The sequence below is a fragment of the Microbacterium sp. NPDC076768 genome, from assembly GCF_040687205.1.
In the GTDB taxonomy this organism is placed as follows: Bacteria; Actinomycetota; Actinomycetes; order Actinomycetales; family Microbacteriaceae; genus Microbacterium.
The window spans coordinates 26,681-52,551 of sequence record NZ_JBFBMU010000004.1; the positions used below are offsets into that span (position 1 = coordinate 26,681).

General features: G+C 65.2%; 27 protein-coding genes. 20 read left to right on the plus strand and 7 right to left on the minus strand.

Translation table 11 applies throughout. The annotated features are described in order from the left end of the window. From AB0O87_RS14370 to AB0O87_RS14385, 4 genes are all read right to left on the minus strand, one after another. Positions 1 to 693 (minus strand): SAF domain-containing protein, encoded by a 693-nt coding sequence (locus tag AB0O87_RS14370; RefSeq protein ID WP_363517462.1) that lies wholly within the window; start codon positions 691 to 693, stop codon positions 1 to 3. A gap of 119 nt (positions 694 to 812) precedes the next feature. After that, positions 813 to 1,433: a hypothetical protein gene (locus tag AB0O87_RS14375; protein WP_234001746.1), complete on the minus strand. Its 621-nt coding sequence runs from the start codon at positions 1,431 to 1,433 to the stop codon at positions 813 to 815. A 1-nt stretch (position 1,434) separates the two neighbouring features. Further along, positions 1,435 to 2,109 carry a ParA family protein gene (locus AB0O87_RS14380; protein WP_308195147.1) on the minus strand — a complete coding sequence of 225 codons (675 nt, stop codon included), beginning with the start codon at positions 2,107 to 2,109 and terminating at the stop codon, positions 1,435 to 1,437. A gap of 838 nt (positions 2,110 to 2,947) precedes the next feature. Then, positions 2,948 to 3,712 (minus strand): hypothetical protein, encoded by a 765-nt coding sequence (locus tag AB0O87_RS14385; RefSeq protein ID WP_234001745.1) that lies wholly within the window; start codon positions 3,710 to 3,712, stop codon positions 2,948 to 2,950. Positions 3,713 to 4,024: 312 nt separating this feature from the next. Between AB0O87_RS14385 and AB0O87_RS14390 the strand changes: the two genes are divergently transcribed. The 14 genes from AB0O87_RS14390 to AB0O87_RS14455 all read left to right on the plus strand — a co-directional run bounded on the left by AB0O87_RS14390 (position 4,025) and on the right by AB0O87_RS14455 (position 19,126). After that, positions 4,025 to 4,261, plus strand: coding sequence for a hypothetical protein (locus AB0O87_RS14390; protein WP_363517466.1), 237 nt, complete (start codon positions 4,025 to 4,027; stop codon positions 4,259 to 4,261). Continuing rightward, entirely contained in the window at positions 4,258 to 5,250 is a 993-nt protein-coding gene (locus tag AB0O87_RS14395; protein ID WP_363517469.1) for a conjugal transfer protein, read from the plus strand. The genes AB0O87_RS14390 and AB0O87_RS14395 overlap by 4 nt, the downstream gene beginning before the upstream one ends. 17 nt (positions 5,251 to 5,267) lie before the next feature. Then, positions 5,268 to 5,591 carry a hypothetical protein gene (locus AB0O87_RS14400; protein ID WP_363517471.1) on the plus strand — a complete coding sequence of 108 codons (324 nt, stop codon included), beginning with the start codon at positions 5,268 to 5,270 and terminating at the stop codon, positions 5,589 to 5,591. A 9-nt stretch (positions 5,592 to 5,600) separates the two neighbouring features. After that, the gene (locus AB0O87_RS14405) at positions 5,601 to 6,182 is read left to right on the plus strand and encodes a hypothetical protein (protein WP_363517474.1); all 582 of its coding nucleotides are present in this window, start codon (positions 5,601 to 5,603) and stop codon (positions 6,180 to 6,182) included. A gap of 2 nt (positions 6,183 to 6,184) precedes the next feature. Then, positions 6,185 to 6,400 carry a hypothetical protein gene (locus AB0O87_RS14410; RefSeq protein ID WP_363517477.1) on the plus strand — a complete coding sequence of 72 codons (216 nt, stop codon included), beginning with the start codon at positions 6,185 to 6,187 and terminating at the stop codon, positions 6,398 to 6,400. An 8-nt stretch (positions 6,401 to 6,408) separates the two neighbouring features. After that, a complete protein-coding gene (locus tag AB0O87_RS14415; protein WP_363517479.1) occupies positions 6,409 to 8,943 on the plus strand; it encodes an ATP-binding protein in 2,535 nt (844 codons plus the stop codon). Further along, positions 8,940 to 10,976 carry a hypothetical protein gene (locus AB0O87_RS14420; protein WP_363517482.1) on the plus strand — a complete coding sequence of 679 codons (2,037 nt, stop codon included), beginning with the start codon at positions 8,940 to 8,942 and terminating at the stop codon, positions 10,974 to 10,976. Before AB0O87_RS14415 ends, AB0O87_RS14420 begins: the two co-directional genes overlap by 4 nt. A 6-nt stretch (positions 10,977 to 10,982) precedes the next feature. Then, positions 10,983 to 12,230, plus strand: coding sequence for a M23 family metallopeptidase (locus AB0O87_RS14425; RefSeq protein WP_363517485.1), 1,248 nt, complete (start codon positions 10,983 to 10,985; stop codon positions 12,228 to 12,230). Positions 12,231 to 12,354: 124 nt separating this feature from the next. Continuing rightward, positions 12,355 to 12,948, plus strand: coding sequence for a hypothetical protein (locus AB0O87_RS14430; RefSeq protein WP_363517488.1), 594 nt, complete (start codon positions 12,355 to 12,357; stop codon positions 12,946 to 12,948). 632 nt (positions 12,949 to 13,580) lie between these two features. Then, complete coding sequence (locus AB0O87_RS14435) at positions 13,581 to 14,834, plus strand: DNA methyltransferase (protein WP_363517491.1); 1,254 nt, start codon at positions 13,581 to 13,583, stop codon at positions 14,832 to 14,834. A 35-nt stretch (positions 14,835 to 14,869) separates the two neighbouring features. Then, positions 14,870 to 15,691, plus strand: a complete 822-nt coding sequence (locus tag AB0O87_RS14440) for a DNA methyltransferase (RefSeq protein ID WP_363517494.1) — start codon at positions 14,870 to 14,872, stop codon at positions 15,689 to 15,691. Next, positions 15,691 to 18,246 (plus strand): DEAD/DEAH box helicase family protein, encoded by a 2,556-nt coding sequence (locus AB0O87_RS14445; RefSeq protein WP_363517497.1) that lies wholly within the window; start codon positions 15,691 to 15,693, stop codon positions 18,244 to 18,246. The genes AB0O87_RS14440 and AB0O87_RS14445 overlap by 1 nt, the downstream gene beginning before the upstream one ends. A 45-nt stretch (positions 18,247 to 18,291) precedes the next feature. After that, positions 18,292 to 18,600, plus strand: coding sequence for a hypothetical protein (locus tag AB0O87_RS14450; protein WP_363517500.1), 309 nt, complete (start codon positions 18,292 to 18,294; stop codon positions 18,598 to 18,600). 319 nt (positions 18,601 to 18,919) lie between these two features. Beyond that, a complete protein-coding gene (locus AB0O87_RS14455) occupies positions 18,920 to 19,126 on the plus strand; it encodes a hypothetical protein (protein WP_363517503.1) in 207 nt (68 codons plus the stop codon). A 245-nt stretch (positions 19,127 to 19,371) separates the two neighbouring features. On the opposite strand, the gene AB0O87_RS14460 is transcribed toward AB0O87_RS14455, so the two are convergent. Further along, positions 19,372 to 20,889 carry a SulP family inorganic anion transporter gene (locus AB0O87_RS14460; RefSeq protein WP_042538242.1) on the minus strand — a complete coding sequence of 506 codons (1,518 nt, stop codon included), beginning with the start codon at positions 20,887 to 20,889 and terminating at the stop codon, positions 19,372 to 19,374. Positions 20,890 to 21,081: 192 nt separating this feature from the next. Between AB0O87_RS14460 and AB0O87_RS14465 the strand changes: the two genes are divergently transcribed. The 6 genes from AB0O87_RS14465 to AB0O87_RS14490 all read left to right on the plus strand — a co-directional run bounded on the left by AB0O87_RS14465 (position 21,082) and on the right by AB0O87_RS14490 (position 24,705). Further along, entirely contained in the window at positions 21,082 to 21,435 is a 354-nt protein-coding gene (locus tag AB0O87_RS14465) for a MerR family transcriptional regulator (protein ID WP_042538356.1), read from the plus strand. A 245-nt stretch (positions 21,436 to 21,680) separates the two neighbouring features. Beyond that, complete coding sequence (locus AB0O87_RS14470; protein ID WP_363517506.1) at positions 21,681 to 22,835, plus strand: glutathione-independent formaldehyde dehydrogenase; 1,155 nt, start codon at positions 21,681 to 21,683, stop codon at positions 22,833 to 22,835. A gap of 1 nt (position 22,836) precedes the next feature. Continuing rightward, positions 22,837 to 23,406 carry a type 1 glutamine amidotransferase domain-containing protein gene (locus AB0O87_RS14475; protein ID WP_363517509.1) on the plus strand — a complete coding sequence of 190 codons (570 nt, stop codon included), beginning with the start codon at positions 22,837 to 22,839 and terminating at the stop codon, positions 23,404 to 23,406. Then, positions 23,403 to 23,705 carry an antibiotic biosynthesis monooxygenase gene (locus AB0O87_RS14480; RefSeq protein ID WP_206494300.1) on the plus strand — a complete coding sequence of 101 codons (303 nt, stop codon included), beginning with the start codon at positions 23,403 to 23,405 and terminating at the stop codon, positions 23,703 to 23,705. The genes AB0O87_RS14475 and AB0O87_RS14480 overlap by 4 nt, the downstream gene beginning before the upstream one ends. 330 nt (positions 23,706 to 24,035) lie before the next feature. After that, a complete protein-coding gene (locus AB0O87_RS14485) occupies positions 24,036 to 24,374 on the plus strand; it encodes an ATP-dependent DNA ligase (RefSeq protein ID WP_363517512.1) in 339 nt (112 codons plus the stop codon). A 55-nt stretch (positions 24,375 to 24,429) separates the two neighbouring features. Then, on the plus strand, positions 24,430 to 24,705 hold the full coding sequence (locus tag AB0O87_RS14490) for a hypothetical protein (RefSeq protein ID WP_140036073.1): 276 nt from the start codon (positions 24,430 to 24,432) through the stop codon (positions 24,703 to 24,705). Here the strand turns inward: AB0O87_RS14490 and AB0O87_RS14495 are convergent. Both AB0O87_RS14495 and AB0O87_RS14500 read right to left on the minus strand, forming a co-directional pair. Next, positions 24,702 to 25,031 (minus strand): hypothetical protein, encoded by a 330-nt coding sequence (locus AB0O87_RS14495; RefSeq protein ID WP_363517516.1) that lies wholly within the window; start codon positions 25,029 to 25,031, stop codon positions 24,702 to 24,704. The genes AB0O87_RS14490 and AB0O87_RS14495 overlap by 4 nt on opposite strands. A gap of 299 nt (positions 25,032 to 25,330) precedes the next feature. Next, positions 25,331 to 25,516 carry a hypothetical protein gene (locus AB0O87_RS14500; protein WP_363517519.1) on the minus strand — a complete coding sequence of 62 codons (186 nt, stop codon included), beginning with the start codon at positions 25,514 to 25,516 and terminating at the stop codon, positions 25,331 to 25,333. Positions 25,517 to 25,871: the final 355 nt, after the last annotated feature.

Here is a 25,871-nt window from a genome sequence, read left to right on the forward strand (position 1 = left end):
TCACTCCCCCGTCGAGTCGATGACCAGCGCGACGCGGCCGGTGGCGGCGCGCGCGGCGATGTCGGGAGCCTCACGGTTCGGCACGACCAGGTCGACGACCCACACCTGGGTCTCGTTGTCGTAGGTGGCGGTGAACACCGTGGCGTCGAAGCTCTGCGGGGTCTCGACGGGCGGGTCGCCCTGGGTGACGGGGGTCTCGACGACGCGGACCTGGTCGCCGGCGGCGAGCTGGTATCCGGGCATCTGCGCCTGCGTGAGGGTGACGCCCACGATCGAGGAGCCGGCCGGCACCGCGAGGGTGGCGCCGGTGTTGGCGGACGTGATCAGTGTGCCGGCGGGCAGATCGACGAGCGCGGTGGTGCCGACGAGGTCTGTGGCGTCGGCTGCGGGTACGGCGTCGACCTGTTGTCCACCGGCGAGCTGGATGGTGGTGAGGTCGTCTGCGGTGATCGTCTCGCCACGGGACACATCGACGCTTGTCGCCATGACGCTGACGGTACGAGTGAGGTTGGTGGTGACCCACCACACGCCGATCCCGCCGAGGAGGACGAGCGCGATGCCGAGGGCGATCACCGCGGGGCGGCGACGAGACTTCGTCGGCTGCAGGACGGCAGCAGTGCGCGCCGGGGTCTGCTCGGCGGGCTCGGAGGCTTCTTTCGTGCGCTTGCTCTTGCGATCAGTTGTGGTGGTCATTTGGAGGTCAGTCCTTCATCGTGGGCGGATGGGGTGTAGGTGTCGTAGCAATCCGGTGAGTGTCTCATATACCGCTGTCGCGAAAGGAGATCTTCTCCTGTGACTGGACACCGCACCGTCTAGTCGAGAGGCGGAAGGAATGCCTCGTAGGCGGTGATGATGACGAAGTTCCGGGAGGGAGCATCGAGTTCAGTGGTGACGCGATCGAGGATCGCGCGGTAGGACGGGGCGACGCGCACGGTGTGCTTGACCCGCGGACCCGCGTCGGTGACGGGAGCCGGACGCTTCTGCCTGTTGAACAGATCGGTCCAGTCCTCGTCGGTCTCTTCGCCGCCGGCGGTTGCCTGGCGGATCAGCTCGGGGAGACGCTTGTACGTGGCCGAGACGGCATCCAGGAGTACCGTCTGGTGGCTCTTTCGCGTCTTGGTCATGTACGCCTGCAGTCGATCGTTGAGCGGGACCGGAAGGTGGACGGGGACGCCTTTGGTCGCAGTCTCGCGCTCCTCCCCCTCGGCGTCGTCCTCGTCCTCGGCGGTGGTTCGCGCCGTCCGGCTCGGCTGCTTCCGCGGCGCGGGCTTCTTTGCCGTAGGCGTCGGTTCAACCTCAACGGGCGCGGCGGGCGCTTCTGTGGCCGCGATGGTCGCGGTCGGCTGTTCGGCCGGCTGCTCGACTTCTGTGGCCGCGGGTGCTGCTGCCGGGGCTCCACGGCGGGTGAGCTTGCTCAGATCCTGACGTGCCATGTCAGGCCTCCTTCAACTGGTTGGCCCACAGCGATGTGAGCTCCAACGCGACGCTGGTGTAGTCGGAGATCGCTGCTTGGTTCTTGCGGGTGTCGGTGTACTGCGTGACGACCTTGCCGTCGTAGGGGGCGTCTTCGACGCTGGCGGACAGGCGGATGTGTCGCTGGAATCGGGGCAACCCGATCTGTCCCTCAATGAACTCGACGGTGTCGAGCTGCTCTTCCCAGTCCTCGAGGCGTCGACCACCGCGGCGGGTGTCGATCTTGTTCAGCAGGAGCCGATAGGGAACGCCGGTCGGAATGATGTGTTCGACGAGCGTGTCGGCAACGGACTCGATCGCCATGGTGGCCGCTTCCAGGGGAAGGATGATGAAGTCCGCGACCCGCAGGACGGCGGTGAGGACGCCGGTGTTCTCGTGACTTCCGGGTGTGTCCACGAGAACGATGTCGTAGTCGTCGAGGTCTCGCAGTCCGATGATGTTGTTCGGGTCGACGTCTGCGGCGAAGTCGAAGGGAAGCTCCTCCCCCGCCCGCTCAGCCCAGCGGGCCGCGGACTGCTGCGGGTCGACATCGACGACGAGCACCCTGTTCGCTCGGGCAAGCGCGGCCGCGAGGTTCATGACGGTGGTGGTCTTGCCCACCCCGCCCTTCTGGTTGCAGACGCCGATGATCCTCACGACCGGCCTCCTCGGTCGAGCGGCGTGCGGTCAGCGGTTGCGCCAGTGAGGCGCGCGTGAGGCGGGGGTGTGGCGCGGGTATGGGGCAACAGTGGCGGGTTCATAGGCGCCAGTATAGCGTCACATTCACGCCTCTATGCAACAACAATTGCGCGTGTCGGGCGCAGTTGTTGCGCGCGGAACGACGCAGACCATGCGCGTCTAGCGCGCAGACCGAGTGCTAGACAGGCGCGATAAGCGTGCAGGAACAGCGCTAGTAATCGCGTGTTACTTGCGCCAGATACGCGCCAGGTAGGCGCAAGTAAGACGGTAGACAAGCGCACGACTCGCGCACGGTGAGCGCCCAGAGAGCGCAGGATATCGCGCAATATGTAGCGGAGGGCATGCGCGATGCGAGCGCGCATATAGCGGGGGTTATTGCGCTTGGTATAGCGATCCTTGAGCACGAGTACAGCGCGGGCATCGCATCCGGTGTAGCGGGTGTCGAGCGACGTTCCAGCGCGGTAGTGGCGACGGTGCTGCGGGACTACAGCGTCGCACATTGCGAGCGCATGGCGCGATTGTGGCGCGCCACGCCCGCCGGGGCTGGTGTGAGCGTGCGGGGAGGGGAGATTGGGGGTGACGCGAGTATCGGATGTCGGCGTGAACGGTCCTGAGCGGCCCGCTGAGGCGATATTGGCCATGAGATGGGCTCCGGGTTCGGCGGAGGGGAAGACAGGGCCCCTGGGGGCCATCCAAGGGCCCTGTCTGTCTGGGGGGCTGGGTCGAGCAGAGCGGACCCGGCCGATGGGGGTGTGTGTCAGCTGATAGCTGCCTTGCGCCCCCTGGATGGCTGTGTTCAGCTGCGGCGGGGGGCGTAGGAGACCTTGGTCTCCATGTCGCCGCAGACTGCCTGCATGAGCTTGGTGCGGATGCGGCACACACGCCGGTTGAGGGTTTCGCGGCTGACGCCGAGCTCGTCGGCGGCTTCCTCGCGGGCGGTACCGGGGTCACCTTCGGCCAGCTCGATGCGGGCGAGCAGCTGGACCTCGTCGCGGCGGAGGGTGCCGGAGTCGATGGCCCAAGTGAGGATGGTCACGAGGTCTCGGAAGACGTCATCGGTCTCGTCGGGGCCGGCGATCTTCTCGAGCACTTCGTCCTCGACGGCGAGGTCGTCCACGCTGTGCTCGCTGCCGAACCAGATGCCGAGGTTCTTGATCGTCTCGAGTCGGATGTTCCCGGAGACGGAGTTGGTGCGCTCGAGCGGGTAGGTGTGAATGACCTCCCAGAGCACGCCGATCGTCGCGGTGCGGGCATCGGCGGGGGAGTGCTGCCAGAGGCTCCGCATGCTCGTGCAGCTGCTCGGAAGCCGCAGCGCCAGGGGCATGAACGACTTGAGGATGACGCGGCCGGCGAAGGTGTCGCCGGCGTGCTCGAGCGTGAGCAGCTCGAGCAGAAGCGCGTCTCGATGTTCGGAAGCCTGCGGCTGCCGGATGAGGTTCACGGCCTCGTCGCCGGTCAGCTCGCCGAGCGTTCCGAAGTCGTGAGTGGTGTGCGAGTGGAAGCTGTTCCACTCGTCGAACAGCTGGTCGGCAAGAGGTGAGGTCTTCGCCCAAGCAGTCATGAGAAATGGCCCTTCGTCGTGACGTCGGTTGACGAAGGGCCACGTTCCTCAGCACCCCTGGTTCAGATCCTGGAAAGTTCCATCGACCTGGGAGCGCGCCCGCAGACGAATCGGTCGGAGCCGCCGGAACCGCGCCGATCTGGCCGCTGTAAATACCCGGTCATGCGCTGTTTCCGGGTGGCGCTGTACACACGCAATATCCGCGCAAGATTTCTTCGCCCTGCGATGTCCGCGAAGGGCCGGAAACCCGGCCTATACCGATATGCCCCCATTGACCGGGCGGCACAAGGACTCCGCGGAAGGGACAGAAACGTGAGCGAGAGCAGCACCGCAGCCAGCGCCGACGACGCCATGTGGGAAGGGTTCAAGCCGGACGCTGCGCGTGCGATTCGTGCACGCCAGGGATTCGAGGAAGCGGTCGCGCGTACCCTCGACGCGCCCTTCGACCCGTCCACGCACGGTCGCATGGTCCAGGCGGTCGAGGAGCTGTCGGCAGCGGTGCCGTCAGCTCTGCGAGTGGCTCATCTGCGAGTCGGGGGGGCCGCATGATGGCCCGGCGCGAGAAGGCTGCCAAGCCGGCCAAGGCGACGAAGACCTCTCCGGCGCAGGGGAGCAGCTGGACCCACGGCCGACAGATGGGCGGAAAGGTGCTGTCCGCGGTCCTGTTCGCCGCGATCGCGTGCGGCCCGATCGCCCTGTTCGCTGCGGCCGCGCGACCGGCACCCGTGGTCGCCGCCGCACCCGAGACGCAGGATGCGGGGCTGAGCACGCAGCAGCAGACCGCCGGCGGATACGCGGAGGGGTTCGTGGCGTCATGGCTGAGCGCAACGAAGGACGAGCCTGGCGACCTGGCCACCTACGTCGACCTGGCTGCGCTGCGCCAGCTGTCGGTCACGGCCTGGGAGTACCGCGATCTGTCCGTCGTCGCGATCGCTCCCGTCGTCGGATCGGAGTTCGTGAATGTCGTCGTCGCCGCGAACATCAAAGAGCTCTCGGTCACGGACAGCGACGACACGAGCACGACGAGCTGGCCGCGCCGCTACTTCCAGGTGGCGATCGCCACCAGCGGTGACACGGTGCGCGCGGTCGGTCTCCCCGCGCAGATCTCCGCGCCGGTACAGGGCACGACGACGTCGCTGGTCTACAAGCAGACGATCGGCTCCTCCGACCCGTCCGCTCAGACCGTGTCCGCATTCCTCGGCGCCTACCTGGCGGGGTCGGGCGATCTGTCCCGGTATAGCGCCCCGGACACGTCCTTCGTGGCTGTCGCGCCGGCGCCCTACGTGAACGTCGACATCGAGGAGCTGCGGTCGGATCTGACTCCCGCAGCGTCTCCGAGCGATGGCGACACCCTCAAGGTGCTCACGACCGTGTCATTGCTGAGCCCACTGGACCAGCAGGTCACGTCGACGTACACGCTCACCCTCACCGCGCGAGCCTCCCGCTGGGAGGTCAGCGCCATTGATCTTGCACCGCAAGCGGTCTCTGACAAGGGATCGACAACACCCACGCCGACACCGTCCGGTAGCGGCAACTAAGGAAGGAAACACCAACCATGTTCGATTGGATCAACGGCATCGTTGCGGACGGCACCACGGCGTTCCGAGCGATCGTGTTCCTCGCAGCGGCAGTGATCTTCTTCGTCGTCGCGGCGAAGGTCAGGTTCGCGATGGCGACCACCATCATCACCGGCATCGCGTGCGGCCTGGCCATGTTCCTCGCCGCCGGCGGCGGCGAGTGGGTCATGGGTCTCATCCAGACCGAGACCGTCGACGCCATCGGAGTGACGATCCACGAGATCGCAGCTCCGGCCGACGTCCTGGTATTCAACGAGACCACCACCGCGACCGGCGACACGGTCTACCGGCTGGTCGCGTAAGGGGCGAACGTGGCCGATCGCGACGAAGAGAGAGAGGTTGCGCGTTTCTACACGCGCAGCCGCCGGTTCCCGAAGTTCATCGGCCGTCTCCACGACGGTACGAAGATCCCAGGGGGCCCTTACACGCTGACACAGGGCGTCGTCTTGGCGATCGTCCTGGTCGTCGCGCTGCTGACGCAGAGCGTGTGGGGGACTGGCTCTCCGATCGTCGACATCCCTGTCGCTGCCTTCGTGTCCTGGGGCGCAGCGTGGGGAGCCGGAAGGATCCCGGCCACACGCCGGAACCTGCTGAGCATCATCACCAGCGGCATGTCCGCGATGACCCGCCCCGCAGCCGGCCGCTACCGCGGAGTGACCATGCGGGTCCGCCCGCCCCACTTCGCAAGCGGAGGAACAACGATCGCCGAGCCGGTCGGAGCCACGCTCACCCGCCCCGAGGGCGAGAACACCGCACCCGCACCCGCACCGGAGGCGCCTGTCGTGGCGCAGCCGGTCCTACAGCAGCGCTCGACGCCGCTGCCGGCGCACGCACCCGCTCACGCGGTCAGCGGCGTCGAGCGTCTGCTGCAGCAAGCCCGAGGAGGCAACTGACCATGAGCAGCATCGACATCCCGATCGGCATCCGCGGGCGAGGCCGCGGCTCCTCCATCAAGACCCTCGTGGTCGAGGCGGAGACCGAGCGCGAGCCGATCTACCTGGATCCCGCTGCCACAAGCTACGCAGCCCTCCTCCCCATCCTCGGCGGCACGCCGATCACGGCCTCCCTCGGCGGCGGTCGCGATCTGCTGCTGACCGAGCCGACCGACTGAGAAACGAGATGACGATGCAGATTCCAGCGACAGCAATGACGAGCAACCTGATGTGGACTCGCTCGGGCGTGGTGTGGGCGACGTGGCGACTGCAGCCCCTCCCGTATGCCTACGCCACCGCAGCGGCGAAGCAGCTCGTCAAGGCGCACCACCAGGCGCTCTTCCAGGCGCACCGTGGCGAGGGCCTGCTGCTGGGTCTGTGCGCGGACCTGGACCCCGTTTCGGTCGTCGAGCGCATGCTGGACGGCGTTCGCATCGACGAGTGCCCGGACTGGGCGCGAGAGGTCGAGCTGACGCTGGACGCGCTCGAGCAGATCCCGCTCGGCACACGCGCGTTCTGGTTCTCCGTGCCGCTGGCAGCAGGTTCGATGAAAGGCCGCGCGATGTCGGCGCTGCGCGCAGCCGACACCAAGCTGCGCGACACACTGGCACTGCCTCGTCAGCTGCCCACCGACTCCGAGATTGCCACTGCCGCACGGATGGCCAAGGAGATCGAGGTCCGCATTCCGTCCGCTTTCCAGCCCACGCGCGCCACCCCGGCAGAGCAGATCTGGATCGCCCTCCACTCACAGCAGCGCGGTCTCTCCGCAGATCTCGCCGCGCCCGTCCCGCCCGCCGAGGGCATCGAGGACGGTTTCGCCGCCGACGAGCTCGCCCACTTCCAGATGCCGTCCGCGATGCCGAACCCGTGGCTCGACGAGGGCGGGCAGAGCGACGTCGCCCCCAAGTCCGGGCAGCAGTTCCTCCCGTTCAAGCGCCGCTACCTCAAGGTGCACAGCCCCTACGCGGACGAGACGTCGTCCTACCAGGTCGTGCAGGCGATGGTCGCGGCGCCCAAGGCGGGCTGGATCTCGCCCGGTGTCGAGTGGATCTCGCACGTCGACCAGTTCCCCCTCGACGTCGACTGGGGGATCCGGTTCTCCGTCACCGGCGCCGACGAGGTCAAGCGCCGCAACAAGAAAGCCGAAACCGCGCTCGAGGAGCAGTACAAGCACCAGGAGGGCACCGCAACGATCACCGGCGGTGGATCTGATCTCGGCGAGATCGCGGAGACCCTCGCCGCTTACCACGCCTCCCTCAACCGCTCTGACAAGGAGGTCGAGGTCCAGGCGACGGTGCTGTTCGCAGTCGGGGCAGACACCGCCGAGCTCGCGAAGGCCAAGGGCCGGTTCGTGGCCGACGAGTACAAGCGGGCCGACTTCCTGCTCGAGGCGCCACTGGGTGGCCAGGAGGAGCTCTGGTGGGCGATGCTGCCCGGCACCCCCACCGGGCGTCTCGTCCGCGAGCTCACCCAGATCACCACTGGCCGGGAGTTCGCCACAGGCGTCCCCCTTTCCAGCAATGAGCTCGGCGATGAGAAGGGCGCCCGCTTCGGCGAGAACATCAGCACCGCCCGCCACACCCCGATCCTGCGCGACGCAGACGGCAGCATTCAGGCCGATACCAGCGCCAGCTTCGGCGTCGTTGCCGAGCTGGGCGCTGGTAAGAGCGTGCTGCTCAAGGGCGACATGGGCGACACCGTCGACCGCAACGGCCGGGTCGTCGCGATCGACCGCACCGAGGCCAAGGAGTACGCGGTCTTCGCGCAGAGCCTCCGCCCGGACACCACGACGATCGTCGACCTGATGGCACCGGAGTACTCGCTGGACCCGCTGCGCGTGTTCGGGCCCCTCGTCGGCGCCCGCATGGTGCAGTCGCTCTTCGCAGTGATGCTCGGCATCCGGGCCCGCGACTCCCGAGGCGTCGCTCTGTCCCGCCTGCTCGAGCCGGAGTACGTCGCCGCGCATGACGTCACCAGCCTCGGCCGTCTCCGCGCACACCTGAAAACGATCGCCTCGGCTGAGAGTGAGGAGCTTGCCGGCCTGATCAACCTGGTCGCGTCGAAGGACATCGGGGAGGTTCTCTTCAACGACGGGCTGCCCGCCGTCGACCTGAAATCGCGTGCACTGGTCTTCCTCACCCACGGGCTGTCCCTGCCGGACAAGACCGAGCTCGAGCACGCGCACCTGTTCGAGGAGATGCCCCTGGAAAAGATCTACGGCCGAGCGATGTACGCGATGCTGATGGGGATCTCCCGCGAGGTCTGCTTCATGAACCCCGGTGAGCTCGCCGGTGCCTACTTCGACGAGTGCCACCACATCACCCAGTCACCCGAGGGTGAGCGCGACCTGCGCATCGGCATCCGCGACGGCCGCAAGCACCGCGCGTTCTTCGCACTCGGTTCCCACGACCCCGCGGACTTCGGCGAGACCCAGACCCGCGGTCTTCTCAAGACCCGCTACGTGATGCGACAAACCGACAAGGATCTCGCCCGTCGTGCGATCGAGTGGCTGACAGGCGAGCCGGCAGACGCGGCAATCGTCAAGGTTGTCACCGAGGAGCTGTCCCCGCTCGGCTCTGACGGGAAGGTCGCGCCCGACCGGCGCGGCGAGGGCCTGGTTCGTGACCAGCGTGGCCGGATCGGGAAGTTCCGCAAGACGCTCCCCGAGCGCCCCGACCGTCGCGAAGCGGTGCTGTCGACCCCGTCGTTGGTGACGCCATGATCACGTTCTACCGGCACACCTTCGAGACCCTGGGCGGCGTGTTCTGGCGGGCCCGATTCTGGGTACGCGAGCACCCCCGGTGGAGCAAGGTCTTCGCCGTCATCCTGATCGACCTGTTCCTGGTCCTCTTCGGCAACACCTACTGGGCCTTCGCAGCTGACGGCGGGGGTGCATCCCCATTCATGCTCGGCGGTGACATCACAGACAGCAGCGGCGTACCCCTGACCAACTACACGGTGCTGCCCCTGGACCGCGGCGACGTGTTCACGATGGGGAAGTTCTTCATCTCCATGTGGATCGACCCGATCTGGACCGGGCACCTGGGGCTGGTGTCGTGGATGATCTGGTTCTGCAACTGGCTGCTCTCCTTCGAGTGGGTCGACATTGTCGCGGCACCGTTCGGCGCCCTCGCCGATCTCGTCCAGGACTTCCTCGGCGAGATCGCGTGGATCCCGTTCGCGCTGACGATCGCCGGTGGCGCCGCGGGCCTAGCGATCATGCTCGGGCGGCACTCCACCGGATGGGCGGAGCTGTTCATCTCAGCCTGCTGCGCCGTCCTGGCCACCGGGCTGCTCGCCAACCCGATCGCCACACTCACCGCTGCTGGCGGCGCCTTCGACACGGCCCAGGAGTACGGCGGGCAGATCGCCGCGGTCGTCGTCACCGATGACATCAACAGCACCGACCTCGACTCCGAAAATTTGCTCTCCGCGGCCGTCACGTCGCAGCTCGTGGACATCTTCGTGAAGATCCCGTCGCAGACAATCGCTTTCGGCCACGCCCTCGAGGGCGCATGCGCCACGACATTCACTGAAACGATGACCAGCTCGTCGCCGGTCTTCACCGGCGGCAACGAGGTCCGCGACGCGGTCGGCGAGTGCGACGAAGCGGCGAAGACGTTCAACCAGAACCCCAACTTCGGACAGGTGCTCACTGCCGTCACGATGACCCCCGGCGCCCTGACCCTGTTCATCCTCCCGATGGCGTTCGGTGTGCTGTTCCTGGTCACCGTTCTCGGCTTCCTGATCTCCGCGCTCAAGACGATGTGGAACGTGTACATCGGGATCCTGCCCGTCAACCGGTACCCACTGTGGAAGTCGCTCGCCGACACCTTCATGGGCCTGGTCGCGATCGTCTTCATGGCGGTGGTCATGGCTGCCGTCCTCAAACTGACGGTCGCCACGATCACGGGCCTCAGCCAGCTCGGCATCCCCCTCGTCGCGCAGATGACCTTCTCATCGCTGGTGATGATCGTCCTGGTGTTCCTGATCATCCGGGCACGCCGGATCGCAAAGAAGACCGGCCGCTCCATCGCCGAGCAGCTCTCGAAGTACGGCATGGGCAAGGGCGGGCCTACGCAGCGGGACGGGGTCAAGACCGTCGCCGCGATGGGCGCGGTATCCACGATCGCGGCTGCAGCTCTCCGCCGCCCCGACAGAACGGTCGACGCCCGATCCATCAATGTCGGCGCCGCCGCCGCACCCGACATCGGCGAAATGGCCGCTACACGCCCGCCCGCGGCGCCTATGCCGCCTTCCAGGCCCTCCGGCGGCTCACCGGGCCGTCCGGCTCTCCCATCCCCGCAGAAGGGCTCCGGGGGCGGTTCCGCGGCCTCCGCCGCGGGGAGGGCGTCGAAGACGGCAGATCTCGTGTTCACGGCCGCGCGAATCGGGAAGGGTGCCGCTGCGGGCGGCGTGGCCGGCGCCGCCGGCGCCGCTGCGCTCGAGGTCGGTGGCCGGGTGGCGACCAAAGGCACGTCGAAGGCGATCGCCGCGGCCGCATCCAGCGGCGTCAGCAAGCAGCGAGCGGCGGGGGATCCGAAGGTGGTCCCAATGGTCGTAGACCCGACACCGACACCACGCCGCACCCCGGATGGTCCCCGCCGCATCGTCGTGGACTCCTCAGGCATGGGCCACATCGAACGACGCTCCGCGTCCTCCGGGGTGACTGACATCACGTCGCTGCCGCCACGAGCGCCGCGCTCCCCGCGCAGCGGTGACATGCGCGCCCGGCTGGCGATCGCGCAGAAGTAACCGCGCATGTCCGCATCAGGAGTACTCGAGCGCCCGGCAGACGTCGCCGGCGCCGCCAGCGGGGGAGAAGACGGCGACGGAGGCGGCTCGCGCAAGGTCATCCTCTGGGTGATCGCGCTGGTCATGGTGCCGATCGTGCTCTTCGCCGGCTACACGATGTTCCTGATGATGGCGATCGCCGGCGCATCCGGCGGAGGGTCGTCGCAGTGCACGGCCGGTTCGCTGACCACCGACGAGCTCGAGGTCCAGACCACCGGCGGCGCGACACGGACCCTGGGACCGACCGAACTCGGTCACGCGGCCACGATCCTGTCCGTCGCGCGGTCCCTGGGGGTCTCCGCGCGCGGCCAGCAGATCGCGATGATGACTGCGCTGCAGGAGTCCGGCTTGAAGATGTACGCCAACTCCTCGGTCCCCGCATCCCTCGACTACCCGCACGACGCGGTCGGCAGCGACCACGACTCAGTCAACTACTTCCAGCAGCGAGTGTCGGGCTGGGGCACCGTCGAGGAGCTCATGGATCCCGTCTACGCCGCCAAGGCGTTCTTCGGCGGCAAGGACGGGCCGAACGGCGGATCCCCTCGAGGGCTGCTCGACATCCCCGGCTGGGAAGACATGGGCTTGGGAGAGGCAGCCCAGACAGTGCAGGTCTCGGCATTCCCGAGCGCCTACGACAAGTGGGAGTCGGCGGCACAGCAGATCATCACCGCGGTCGGCGGCTCGATCACCTGTGACAGCAGCACCGTCGTCGGCCAGGCCGCATTCCCCCTCGCAGCCGGCTACCAGATGACCTCCGGCTACGGGCCCCGCGATATCACCGTCCCAGGCGCCTCGAGCTGGCATGTCGGAATCGACCTGCAGCGCTGGCCCAACCCGTGCGGCGACCCCGTCTACGCAGTCCTGCCCGGCACAGTCACCCTCAGCAGCTCGCTGTGGCTGTCAATCAAGCACCCCGATGGGTTCATCGTCTCCTACCTGCACATGTACAAGAGCGAGCGTCTCGTCGACGTCGGAGACACCATCACTGCCGGTCAGCAGATCGGCGTCGTCGGCAACGTGCCGCCCAGCGGAGGATGCCACCTACACCTGGCCATCAACAAGAACGGGACGACCAACGCGGCCGTCGCCGCGCTGCAGGAAGCGACCGATCTGGGCGCTCCTGCCCAGTACGCAGGCTTCGTGAATCCCGAGGATTTTCTCCGCCTGTACGGCATCGAGATTTGCCCCACAGACGGCACTTGCCGGCGGCTCTAACCCCCTGGAAACCCGCGCGATATCACGGTTCGCGCCCTACTGACGACCTGGAAACCGGCCTGTAGTGTGGGATCAGCCCCGGCCCGAAACGGGGCCGAAGCCTCCCCCATTCAGACGGTGACTCGTGCCCTCAACAGATGTCAGCGCCACTGGTGACGCCGACCGACCCGCAGGGTCGGTGTCAGCCACCGGCTACCGCTCGATCGCATACTTCCTGCCGGTGGCGTTGCACGCGCGACTCAAGGCGGCGTGGTGGTCGACGAGAGACGAGCCGGAAGGTGCGCCCTCGCTGGCGGGCCTGGTCGAGGTCGCGATCGGGAGAGAAGCCGACCGCCTCGAGCAGCTCTACAACTCCGGAGATCCATTCCCGGCATCGCCCGCCCGAGCTCAGGGCGTGAACCCGCGAGGGGCCACGGGATACCGCCACCAGACCTACTACCTGCCGGTGGCGTTGCACGCGCGACTCAAGGCGGCGTGGTGGTCGACGAGGGACGAGCCGGAAGGTGCGCCGTCGCTGGCGGGCCTGGTCGAGGTCGCCTTTGAGCGAGAAGCCGACCGCCTCGAGCAGCTCTACAACTCCGGAGATCCGTTCCCGCCGGCGCCAGCCAAGGCACGAGGAATCAGCCGCACTGCGGCGCAGCGTCAAGGCGAGTGGCTGCGAGGCGAGTGGGAGCGTCGTCGGCAGGCGCAGACCCCGCCGGGCGACGCCGACGACTGATCCTCGCGGCACCGGGCAGGGTGCAGCAACGGATATGCGCCGCAGTATGCCGCCGATGTGCGCCGCGATATTGCGCCATAACTGCGCGGGGGTGGCGGCTGGAAATATTTCCCAGGGGGAGGGGTTCAAGCCCGATTCGACAACCGTGCCTGCGGCAGAACGCCAATCGGGCTTGATCCTATCACCCGTGTCAAGCGCGGGTGTGGCGGAGGTATTGCGCTGATGTCCGATCTCACGAGAAGTGTCGGAGTCTCACGAAAGGTGTCGGAGCGTCTCACGAAAGTGGCGGAGTCTCAGGAGGCCTGTCGGATCGCGGCGGCGCCATCTCCCTGCCGCAAACGATCGTTTCTGGCGCGACAGCACTCACCACGTCTTCGGGCCTGCCGGTAACGTCAGTCGTAAGTCCCAATGGGCAGAGGGTTTCGGCTGATTGTCCGCATTTGGCGGCGGTTTTCGGCAGATGTGCACAACGACGCGACGACCATAGGGAATCGCCTAGTAACCAATCTCGCCCCGAGGGGGCGCCGGCTCACTGCTGGGCGCGGCGCAGCGGCCACTAGGCTGAAGACGAGTTCGCGCCGCACGCCTGGAGCGGCTGCGGGCTCATTCTCGTCTGCCTACGAAGGGTTGAGATGTCGCGGCTTTCCGACCTGTTGCGTGTTGCCAGTCAGCTCGATCCGCAACTCGCCAAGGATCTCGAGGAAGAGATCCAGCCGCTACAGAAGCGACTTCCGTTCGGTCTGAATTTTGAGCGCCACGCTCCCGAAGCCGTCGAGCTCGCTGGCCACAAGATCCGTAAGGGAAGCAAGGTTCGGATCCTTCCACCCCGAGGGACGGGAGGACAGGGAGACCGTCGTCTTTGGCGCGTCGAGTCAATCGCTGACGGTGAGGCTGTGCTTTCAACACCCGCCAGCGAGGACGTCGAGACCTCCTCGGCGCCACTCGATGATCTCCTTCTCGTAGCCGAGTTCCGTGATCGCATCTATCCGGGCCTGCGCCCGGACGGTGAGGTCGCTCGTGGCGGCGATAAGCCCTTCCACACTGTTATCAACGGCGAAAATTTCCACGTCCTGGAGCAGCTCACCTTCACTCACGAGAGGGCCGTAGACGCGATCTACATCGACCCGCCGTACAACACGGGGGCACGCGATTGGAAGTACAACAACGACTACGTAGAGGGCGACGATCTCTACCGGCATTCGAAGTGGCTCGCCTTCATGGAGCGGCGACTCAAGCTCGCGAAGCGGCTCCTGAAACCGGCCAATTCAGTTCTCATCGTGAGCATCGACGAGAAGGAGTATCTGCGGCTTGGACTGCTGCTGGAGCAAACCTTCCCGGAGGCGGACATTCAGATGGTCAGCTCGCAGATCAACCCGGCTGCCTCTGCACGGATGGGATCTTTCGGCCGCGTCGACGAGTACATCTATTTCGTCAGGCTTGGGGGGCTGTGGCCCAGCGTGTTGCCCTGTCGAGGGAGTGGGTTTCGTCCAAGGGCCGCACTCACACTGGAGCGCCACGGTGGGACATGCTGCGCCGGTCTGGCGGTGGTGCCAGGCGACAAGACTCTCCCGGAGGTTTCTACCCGATCTACGTCGATCCCGCCGGCCCCAAAGTTAAAGCAGTTGGGACACCGCTTCCCACGGGGGTCTCGGATGCGCCCCTTGTTGAGGGCGCTGTCGCCGTTCTCCCCCTCCGCAAGGACGGATCGGAAGGGCGATGGATGTGGAGCAGTCAGGAATTTGAGCGAAGACTCGCACAGGGGCGGGTTCGAATCAGCGGCAACGCGAGACGCGGCTTTGTCGTCTCCATCCTCAAAGACGGCGAGTACGCCAAGATCGTCGACGGCGAGTACACCCCAACCGGCCAGGGGTCCGACGGATCTTTGACTTTCGAACGCGACGAAACTGATCTGGTTCGAGCCGTGCCCGGGACGCAGTGGAGGATCTCGTCTCACGACGCAACGCAGTACGGTTCCCGGCTACTCCGCGATTCGCTGCTCCCAGGACGAGAATTCCCCTTCCCTAAGAGTCTGTACGCGGTTGAGGACGCACTGCGATTCTTCATCGCGGACAACCCCAATGCCGTTGTCGTGGACTTCTTCTCTGGCTCCGGCACGACCGCTCACGCGGTGATGCGACTCAACAAGCAGTACGGCGGTTCGCGCCAGTGCATCTCCGTGACGAACAACGAAGTATCTGCGGAGGAGCAAGGGAAGCTCCGTGCGCAGGGCCTCCGCCCCGGGGATCCCGAATGGGAGCAATGGGGCATCTGCGACTACATCACGAAACCACGTATTCGAGCTGCAATCACAGGCGCAACCGCGACCGGGGAACCAATCAGAGGCGAATACAGGTTTGTCGACGAGTTCCCCATCGCGGACGGCTTTGCGGAGAACGCTGCCTTCTTCACGCTCACGTACGAATCGCCATTCATGGTGAGCACTGACCGCGCCTTCGCGGCAATCGCCCCCATGTTGTGGCTTCGGGCTGGCGCGCGTGGTGACCGAATCGATTCCGTCGATCAGGGCTTCGCAGTGGTCGACAGCTATGGGGTCCTGCGCGACCTAGACCAGGCCGCGGAGTTCGTTGATGCGCTGCGGGAACGAGACGGGATCCGAATCGCTTACATCGTCACGGACGATGAAGGCCGGTATCAACAAGTCGCCAGCGAGCTGCCCCATATCGAGACAGTTCGCCTGTACGAGGACTATCTCCGCAACTGCGAAAGCACGGGTGACTTCTGATGCGCTTCACTCTGAAGGACTACCAATCAGACGCGGTAGGGGACACCCTCCGGGAGCTGGCCTCCGCGCGAGATTTCTATCGCAGCGCTAGCAAGCGAGTGTCTTCCGTCGCTCTAACCGCCACGACGGGTGCCGGGAAGACGGTAATGGCCGCCGCGGTCATCGAGGCACTTTTCTGGGGAAACGATGAGTTCAGTGTGGTTCCGGATCCCGGCGCTGTTGTGCTGTGGTTCAGCGACGATCCCGCGCTGAACCAGCAGACCCGGCATCGTCTAGAGCAAGCATCGGACAGGCTGCGCAACCGTCTCGTGACGGTGGAGCACCCCTTCCGCTATCCGAAGCTGCAACCGGGCCGGGTGTACTTCCTCAACACCTCGAAGCTCTCCAAGAACAGTCTCCTGGTTCGGGGGCACGATGACACCAACACTCTCGCCGGCATGGAGTCTCACCCCGACACGGTGCCGTTCACGTTCTGGGACACGCTGCGCAGCACCATCGACGACGATGACCTGACGCTGTATATGGTGCTCGACGAGGCGCACCGCGGGATGGGCAAGCGACCGTCGGACACCCCGACAATCGTCAAGCGCCTCATCAACGGACACAGTGGAGTCCCGCCGGTACCGATCGTCTGGGGCGTCTCCGCGACCGTGCAGCGGTTCGAAGAAGCGATGAACGCGGCCGAAGTGCAGGCAAACCGAGTGCACCTTGGAACTGTTCAGGTCGACCCGGTGAGAATCCAAGAGTCCGGGCTCCTGAAAGATGACATCGTGCTCGATTTCCCCGCGGAGACGGGGGACTTCAACACGGTCCTTCTGCGGCGAGGAGTCCGCAAGGTCAAGGCACTCTCCGCCGCGTGGGCGACGTACGCCGCGGAGCAGGATGATGAGCCGATCAAACCGCTCATGGTGCTGCAAGTACCGAACAAGCCAGCACCTGCGGAGGTTGCTTCAGCTATCGACGTGATCCGTGATGAATGGCCAGAGCTGGAGTCCGACGCGATCGCGCATGTGTTTGGTGAGCACACCGCGCAGACCTTCGGTGCCCACAACGTCCCGTACGTCTCGCCAGAGCGCGTGCAGGACGCTTCTTACATTCGAGTGCTGCTCGCAAAAGATGCGATCAGCACAGGGTGGGACTGCCCGCGCGCTGAGGTCATGGTCTCGTTCCGCCCCGCAAAGGACGAAACCCACATCACCCAGCTTCTCGGCCGAATGATCCGCACCCCGCTCGCTCGTCGTGTGGAGGGGGACGACCTATTGAATAGCGTCGAGTGCATCCTGCCGCGTTTCAACAAGGCCACTGCGAGTCTCGTGCTGGAAAAGATCATGGGGAGCGACCTCATGGACTCTGACGGCGGCACCGGACAACGCATACTCATCGACCCACAGGTAATGACGGCGAACCCGGCGATTCCTGATGAAGTGTGGGAGCGGTTCGGATCCCTTCCCGCCGAGACCCTTCCACGCAAGCACGCCAACCCAATCAAACGGGTTACCTCGCTGGCTCACGCTTTGGCAGCCGATCGGCTCGTGCCCGACGCCGGCAAGCTAGCCCACGAGCGCCTCCACGGCGTCCTGAACGGTCTTGCCGCGCAGTACTCGAAAGAGTTCAGTAAAGCGGTGGAGAACGTGCTGACTGTCGAAGGCGGCACCGTGCGCGGGCAGACTCGTCACGGCCTGCGGCGCGACGAGTCCTGGACCGAGGCCGCAGACGACCGTGCCATTCAAGACGCCTACCGCGCCGGAGCCCGCACGATCACTCCCGACGTCGCGCGCACCTACGTGGAGCACCTGGCCAACGATGCCGAAGACGAGGACGCGTACCGCGATGCAAACGTGCGCGTCGCTGCGCTGGCGATGCTCCCGCAAACACGACCTGCACTAGACGCAGCCGCCGACGCGATCGCGCAGGAATGGCTCTCGGGGTTCAGGGTCGCGATCAAGGCGCTTTCCGAATCGCGCCAGAGTCTCTATGCCGAGATCACTGCTATGAGCACCGATCCTCAGCTGATCTCTGTCGCGCTGCCGAAGAACCGGCAGGAAGAGACGAAGCGCACTATCGGCGAGACCCAGCAGCTCCTAGAACGGCGAGCCCTGCACCTCTTGGCTGACGACGACGGCATGTTCCCTGTCGGAAAGCTCAACCCCGATGAAATCGCCGTACTTGACACGGAAATCGCCCGAGGAAATCTCCTCGGTTGGTATCGAAATCCCACTGGCGGGCGAGACTCGATGAGCATCGCTTACCAAGACCGACACGGCGACTGGCGAACACTGCGGCCAGACTTCCTCTTCTTCGTCGACAGCGACGAAGGCGTCCGAGCCAACATCGTCGATCCTCACGGACACTGGCTACCCGACGCGATCTGGAAGCTGCACGGCATGGCTCGCTATGCCGCCGTATACGGCGACGAGTACCACCGCATCGAATCCATCTCACGCATCGACGGCGAGCTGCGCGTCCTTGACTTCACGAACCCGGACGTCCGAGCGCACGTTCTCGAGGAATCAGACGCCGACTTCGCCTACCGGCGCTGGTCAGTGACGTACTAAGCCCGCCCCTCAGGCTTAGGCAACGACGACTGCGAGAATAGACAGATGCTCTCGCTTTTCGATGATGATCCATCAACGGAAGACGCACCCACTGCACCCGTGATGATGTCGGATCTTCAGCGGTCTGAGATCCGATCTCTCTTCGAATCGCTGGAGGTTCGAACTGCTCGCGAGCAGTTCGAACTCGTCGCCGAGGTCACGGGAACGCGTATCACGTCGGTTGGGCAGCTCGACGGCGCGACCGCTCATCGTTTGATCGCGCGCCTTCAATCTCGCATGGCGAATCAGGGACGCGTGTCGACCGGCAGCAGCTGGGATGATCGCACGGAGGACACCTGGATCGATCGGCTCTAGCAGGAGAAATCGATCGAGCGGCTGCTCAGTAGCATGGGCCTCATGGTGGAATCTGGGGAAGTAGAGAACTCAGGAACGAAGTTCTCGCAGGTGTTGGATGCAGCCGCAAAGTTGCCCGGCGTAAGAATCAATCGTGCTGCGTACCCCCGCAAAGCGCTTAAGCGCTACTGCACCGACGAGCAGATCGACCGAGCGATCGCTCAGAACCCTGCGGCAGCCGGAATATCACCTGAGGTCATCAAGGAGGTAGCGAACACCTCCATCGGATACGAGACGAGCAAGGAAGCTTTTCGCGGGCGGAATTGCGAAAGCAATCCCTGTGCTCGGGGCGGTGTTCTCTGGCGGGCTGACGCTCGGTACCTTCCTCCCGATGTCCAAGCGACTGCAGAGACATCTGGCAAGCCTTGAACTCACGAAGCCCGACCACCGCTCAGCGGCTAGCGACGCGGATGTCATCGACCTCGAGGTGACCCACCAGGAGGATCAGCCGACCGCTGCGGAGAACGCCGGCGCCCAAGAGTCCTGAGCGAGCCTCACCGAGCTAAGCAGACACTTGCCGAAAACGATCGTTTACGGCGTGATTTCGTATTCTGCTCTGCGAGGGGTGCCGCAAACGTGCACCGGAAGCCGGTTTCGGCAGACTGTTTCGGCGCGCTGGAGGGCCGAGCCTCGCGCTCGATGCCGAGCTCGAGGGTCGAGGAGCGGCGGCGTCGGTGGATGACGAAGAAGGGGCGGCCCGAGGCCGCCCCTTCTTCTTGCGTGAATCGTGACTCAGTGCCCGGCGCCGAGGTTTCCGGTGAGGCGGCCGTGGAACGCTGCTGCGGTGTCGTTCAGGCCTTGGATGGTGACGGTCTTCCCGTGGTTTTCGTACTTGGTGACGATGGCGTCGAGGGCGGCCACGGTGGAAGCGTCCCAGACGTGGGAGTGACTCATGTCGATGACTACCGTGTCGGGGTCGTCGCCGTACTCGAACTGGGTGGTGAGGTCGTTGCTGGAGGCGAAGAAGAGTTCTCCATCGACGGCGTAATGCGCTGTGTCGCCGTCGTCACTGAGGGTGCGGGTGACGCTGACGAAGTGTGCGACGCGTCGGGCGAACATGATCATCGCGGCCACGACTCCGAGGATGACGCCAACGGCGAGGTTGTGGGTCCAGACGGTGGCGATGACGGTGATGAGCATGACGGCGGTCTCGCTCTTCGGCATGCGCTTGAGCGTGCTCAGGCGGATGCTGTGCCAGTCGAAGGTCGCAATCGAGACGAGGATCATGACGGCGACGAGCGCTGCCATGGGAATGATCGCCACCACGTCGCCGAGCGCGAGCACGAGGACCAGCAGGAAGACGCCGGCGAGGAAGGTCGAGATCCGGGTGCGTGCGCCGGAGGCTTTGACGTTGATCATGGTCTGGCCGATCATCGCGCAGCCACCCATGCCGCCGAACGCGCCGGAGAGAACGTTCGCGGCGCCCTGTCCAAGTGCCTCGCGGGTCTTGCGAGAGTGGGTGTCGGTGATGTCGTCAACGAGCTTCGCGGTCATGAGCGACTCGAGCAGGCCGACCACGGCCATAGCCAGCGCGTAGGGAGCGATGATCTGCAGCGTCTCGAAGGTGAGCGGCACATTCGGAATGAACAGCGCCGGCAAGCTCTCGGGAAGTTCTCCCTGGTCGCCGACGTTCGGCACGTTCCACGCGAAGACCACGACTGCAGCGGTGAGCAGCACGATCGCGACGAGTGGCGCCGGGATCACCTTCGTGATCCGCGGCATCAGATACATCACCAGCAGGCCGACCGCGACGAGCGGGTAGACCAGCCAGGGAACGCCGATGAGCTGAGGGAACTGCGAAGTGAAGATGAGGATCGCCAGAGCGTTCACGAACCCGACCATCACCGAGCGCGGGATGAACCGCATGAGCTTGGCGACCCCGAGCAACGCGAGGACGATCTGGATGAGTCCACCGAGCAGGACCGTGGCGATGAAGTAGTCCATGCCGTACTCACGAGCGACGGGCGCGATGACGAGCGCGATTGCTCCGGTGGCCGCGGTGATCATGGCAGGGCGTCCGCCGAGGAACGCGATCGCGACGGCCATGATGAAGGACGAGAACAGGCCGACTCGGGGGTCGACGCCCGCGATGATCGAGAACGCGATCGCCTCCGGGATCAGGGCAAGGGCGACGACGAGGCCCGCGAGGACTTCACGGGTCAAAAGGCGCGGGCTGCGCAGCGCCTGCATGACGGTGGGTTCGATGCGGTAACGCGACGCGGAGTCGCGGGTGGGGGTGACGGCAGTCATGTGCCCTCCGGGTGCTGGGCTCTCTCGTGAGAGCGCGGGAAACGAATGGGAGCGCAGCGGTGCGCAGGCGTCGGTCAGGCCGACACGGAAAGATAAGGGGAGCGGGCGCGAGAGCCGCGCCGATCTAGACTCTAACGTAACGTGAGTGTTGTGGGGAAATCAGTGGAAGACGAACACAGGACCGTCGAGACGATGCGGATCGGCGAAGTGGCCGAGCGCACGGCGCTCTCGTTCCGCTCGCTTCGACACTGGGACGACGTGGGGCTCGTGCAGCCGTCCGCGCGCACGGAGGGCGGGTTCCGGCTTTACACCGAGAAAGATGTCGATCGCATCCTCATCATCCGCAGAATGAAACCGTTGGGATACACCCTCGACGAGATGCGCGAACTCCTCGACGTCGTCGACGCCCTCACCGTCGACCCGAGCGACGTGGCGTTGCGCGCCCGGATCGATGACATCCGCGACGGCGCCGACCAGCGTCGCCAGAAACTCACGGAGCAGCTCGCCATGGCCGACGAGTTCGTGCAACTGCTCGGTCAGCTCTAAAGAGAGACGGATGCACCGCGTTGGAGGCCTCGGCCCATAGTCGATCGGTCTGCCGAAAACGATCGTTTACGGTGCACTCGCGATAGAGGCCACGGATCGTGTCGAAAACGCACATCAGAACGTGGTTTCGGCGGGCGTTCAATGTCTTGCGAAGGGCTGGCGTTGCCAATGCCCTACCAGTAGGCTATCGAGGCCAGTAGGTTCTCGAGCAACACCATTTGATCGGAGTAGACATGAAAGCAGTAGTGTACGAGGGACCCCGTCAGGTCAGCACGAAGGACGTCCCGGACGCGAAGATCGAACGACCCACCGATGTGCTGGTCAGGGTGACGACGACGAACATCTGCGGCTCGGACCTCCACATGTACGAGGGGCGGACCTCCTTCGAGGTAGGCCGGACGTTCGGTCACGAGAACATGGGGGAAGTCATCGAGGTCGGTAGTGGCGTGGAGAAGGTCAGGGTCGGAGATCGGGTTGTGCTCCCGTTCAACATCTCGTGCGGATTCTGCAAGAACTGCGAACGCGGCCTGACCAACTACTGTCTCACCACCCAGCCCGAACCGTCCTTCGCCGGTGCAGCCTATGGGTTCGCCGACATGGGTTCTTATGGCGGTGGCCAAGCGGAATTGCTCCGTGTGCCTTTCGGTGATCACAATGCGCTGCGCCTGGGCGAGGATGCGGAGGAGAGGGAGAACGACTACGTCATGCTCTCTGACGTCTTCCCCACCGGCTACCACGCCACCGAGATGGCCGGCGTGATACCCGGCGACAGCGTGGTGATCGCTGGGGCGGGGCCGGTCGGATTGATGGCCGCCCTGTCCGCGATGATCAAGGGTGCCGCAAAGGTGATGGTGGTCGATCGCCACCCTGACCGGCTCGCGCTGGCCGAGCAGATCGGCGCGATTGCCATCGACGACTCCAAGGTTGACCCCGTGCAAGCTGTTCTCGACGAGACGATGGGGCTCGGAGCTGACCGTGGCTGCGAATGCGTGGGCTACCAGGCCCACGATCCTCAGGGCAACGAGGACACCGCCGCCACCCTGAACATGCTCATCAACTCGGTCCGCTTCACCGGAGGAATCGGCACCGTTGGTGTGTTCGTCCCCCAGGACCCTGGAGGCAAGGATGATCTCGCGAGGCAGGGAAAGGCGGCCATCGATTTCGGCACACATTGGTTCAAGGGGCAGACCATGGGAAGCGGACAGGCCCCCGTCAAGCGGTACAACCGCCAGCTGCGGGACTTGATCGCGGCCGGCAAGGCGACTCCCTCGTGGATCGTCTCCCACGAGATCTCGCTGGACCAAGCCGCCGATGCCTACAAGAACTTCGACGCCAGGTCCAAGGGTTGGACCAAGGTCCTCATCAAGCCCGGCATGTCGACCGAGAAGAAGGCGAACTGATATGACCGAGACGCTGCAGGGCAGGAGAGTTGCCATCCTCGCCGCCGACGGGGTCGAGCGAGTCGAGCTCGAGAAGCCCCGCGAGGCGCTGGAGCAGGCTGGTGCACAGACCGAGGTTCTGTCGATCCATGACGGTGAGATTCAGGCGCGTGAGAACGATCTGGATGCAGCAGGCACGTTCACCGTTGACGGGTTGGTCGCGGACGCGTCTGTCACACACTATGACGCCCTGCTTCTCCCCGGGGGTACGGTGAACCCCGACCAACTCCGGGTTGACCCCGACGCGGTCTCCTTCGTCCGCGAGTTCGTCGAAAGCGGCAAGCCCGTGGCGGCGATCTGTCACGGGCCGTGGACGCTGATCGAGGCCGGTGTGGTCGACGGTCGCACCTTGACGTCCTTCCCGAGCATCCGCACGGACCTGCGCAACGCCGGTGCTGACGTCGTCGACCAAGACGTCGTGGTGGACGGGAACCTGATCACCAGCCGCTCGCCCGATGACCTGCCTGCGTTCTGCGATACGATCGTGGCGAAATTTGCGAGCAATTCGACCCAGGAAGAGGTGATGTCATGAGCGTGACGAAGGGACTGCTTGTCAGGGTGGAGGCCCTGCCCGGCAAGGAAGACGAGGTCCAGGAATTTCTCGGCATCGGGCGAGGGCTCGTCGAGGAGGAACCGGCCACCGTCGCATGGTTCGCGATCCGTCTCGGCCCGTCCTCCTTCGGGATCTTCGACGTGTTCCCCGATGACGCCGGCCGCGACGCGCACCTGTCCGGCGCCGTCGCGGTCGCTCTCGGCGAGCAGACCGGCAAACTGTTCAGCGAGCCCACGATCGAAAAGTTGGACGTCCTGGGCTCCAAACTCCCCGCCTGAGACCATGATCTCGTCGAGCGTCGCCGGTACCTCACCCTTGTTGGCATAGTCCACGGGTGAGGTACCGGCGACGGTGCGGCGAGTACCCGTGCGATGGTTCTACCGTCAGGATGGGGTCACGCCTGTCGTTTCCTCCAATGCCGCGGCGAGGTATCTCGCCGAAACACCGACGCCCTTGTCCGCGACGTGCGCGGGCGTGCCAGCTGCAACCACGGTCACGCCGGCGTCGCCCGCGCCGGGGCCAAGAAAGCGTACCGGGTCGTCCGATTTGGGCAGACGACGAGGGGCGTGTGCGGGATACTGGTGATGCACCCGGCAGGAAGGTCGATCATGGGTAAGTTCACGTACGAGGGCGGTCAGAAGGTCGAGATCGAGGACCGTGCTCTGACTCATGTGCAGCTCGTCATCACGGCAAAGTTGCGTCGCGGGGAGCCGTTCCCGTTCACCTGGCGGGAAGATGTCAGCATCGGTGGCGGCCGGACGACGGTGTGGATCCACCCGGGCAGCAACCTCGTGTTCAAGTACTACGGGAGCCGCACACCCCCGGTCAATCGCGCATGGATAGATGCGTTGGCGTTCACGGCGAACTCGCCGTCCGGCCTCTACATGGTCCCGGAGCCAGCGGAGGGCACCAGGCTGGAACAGGACCTGGAGCTTGCCTCAAAGTAGCCCGCTGGCGCAACCCCTTTCGGTGACGGAGCGGGGTCCTTGTAAGGTGCTCTCTATGCATGAGCGGACGGTGGAGCAGACTCACGTCAGCATCGACGGCTCTCGTTTCGTGCTTTCCCCGTCGCAGGACGTGGACGCGTTATGCGAGCAGCTGGAAGCTGCCGTGGCGGGGGCGGGATTGGTCGTGCGGTTCACGACGATGGAGGGCCGTCAGGTGAGAGCGTTGATCACGCCGCGTAGCCGGGTGCTGATCACCGATGAGAGCGTGATGTACGAGTCGGACGACGCGGTGCTGTCGCTGGGCGCGTCCGGGAACTGGGATCTGCTCTAGGCGTTGCTGGCCTCGAGCTCGGGCGTTTCCAGGACCTCGTCGACGAGCATGATCCCGCCGCTGGAGTTCGCGGTGTGCATCAGCTGCTCTACCCACTTCACGTTGATCTGGGGTGCCTCGGGTTCATCGAACAAGAACCGCAGCGGGATCGAGGGGTGAACCCAGATCGTGGAGCGCCCGCCGGGCTCTTTTTCGGGGTGCTTCCAGGACAGAGTGAACGACTCGTTGCGGCGCAGCTTGGTCGCGATGACGATCTTCAGGTGTGCGAGAGCACGGTCCTCGATATGGATCGCATCATCGGATGCCCCGTAGTGAAGAGTCGCCATAAGCTCACCCTAGCGGCAGCCGAGACCGGTGCCGCACGCAATCGCGCCGTCGAAAACCAGCGTGTGTCAGGCGGATCCTGACCAGGGGGCGCCGTGTTCCGCGCGCCGGGACGGAGGTGGGTGATCGGGCGGCTGCTGAAGACTCTGGGGGAGGGAGAGCAACCGCCCGACCGCGTCGAAGATACCGGTCCCCAGGAAGGTACCCCCACCCATCGATGTCGCAGAAGCGAAGCAACAGTCCCACCTTTTCCCAGGTCGCGCAAGACTACCTTCGAGTAGGAGCCGCGCAGGGAGCCAGTTCAGGGGAGCTGGTCGAGGACGAGTTCCCCACGCGCGACGACGTGCTCCATCATCCGCTCGATCCGTGCGGGGTCGCTAGGCCGCAGCACGGCATCGTCGAAAGCGAAGATGAGGGGGATGCTCGGATGCAGCCAGATCGTCAGACGGCTGGCCGGAACCTCATCGCGGGGGAGCCACGTCATCATGAAGCTCTCCTGGCGGCGCAGCTTCGTCCCGATCACGATCTTCAGATGCGTGAGAGTCTGGTCGTCGACCTGAATCGGGCGGCCGGGAGCTGTTGTATTCGAGTGTTCCCATGACGTGAACCTACTCGGTCCCCGCGCACATACGAACCACCTGAAGCTGCTCGAGCATCGCGCGGGGCGCCAATTACGCACCGACTGATGCGGAAGCGGTTCGACGCTTGCAAGCGCAATCCCGCGGCTGAATACCGGATGCCCCGCCTTGGATCAACCCCTCTTCCGGAGATCCGGGACCGCACTATCTTCGGCGTACCGGGGGTGTCCCCAGCATCGGTCCGATACTCACATCGCACCGCGG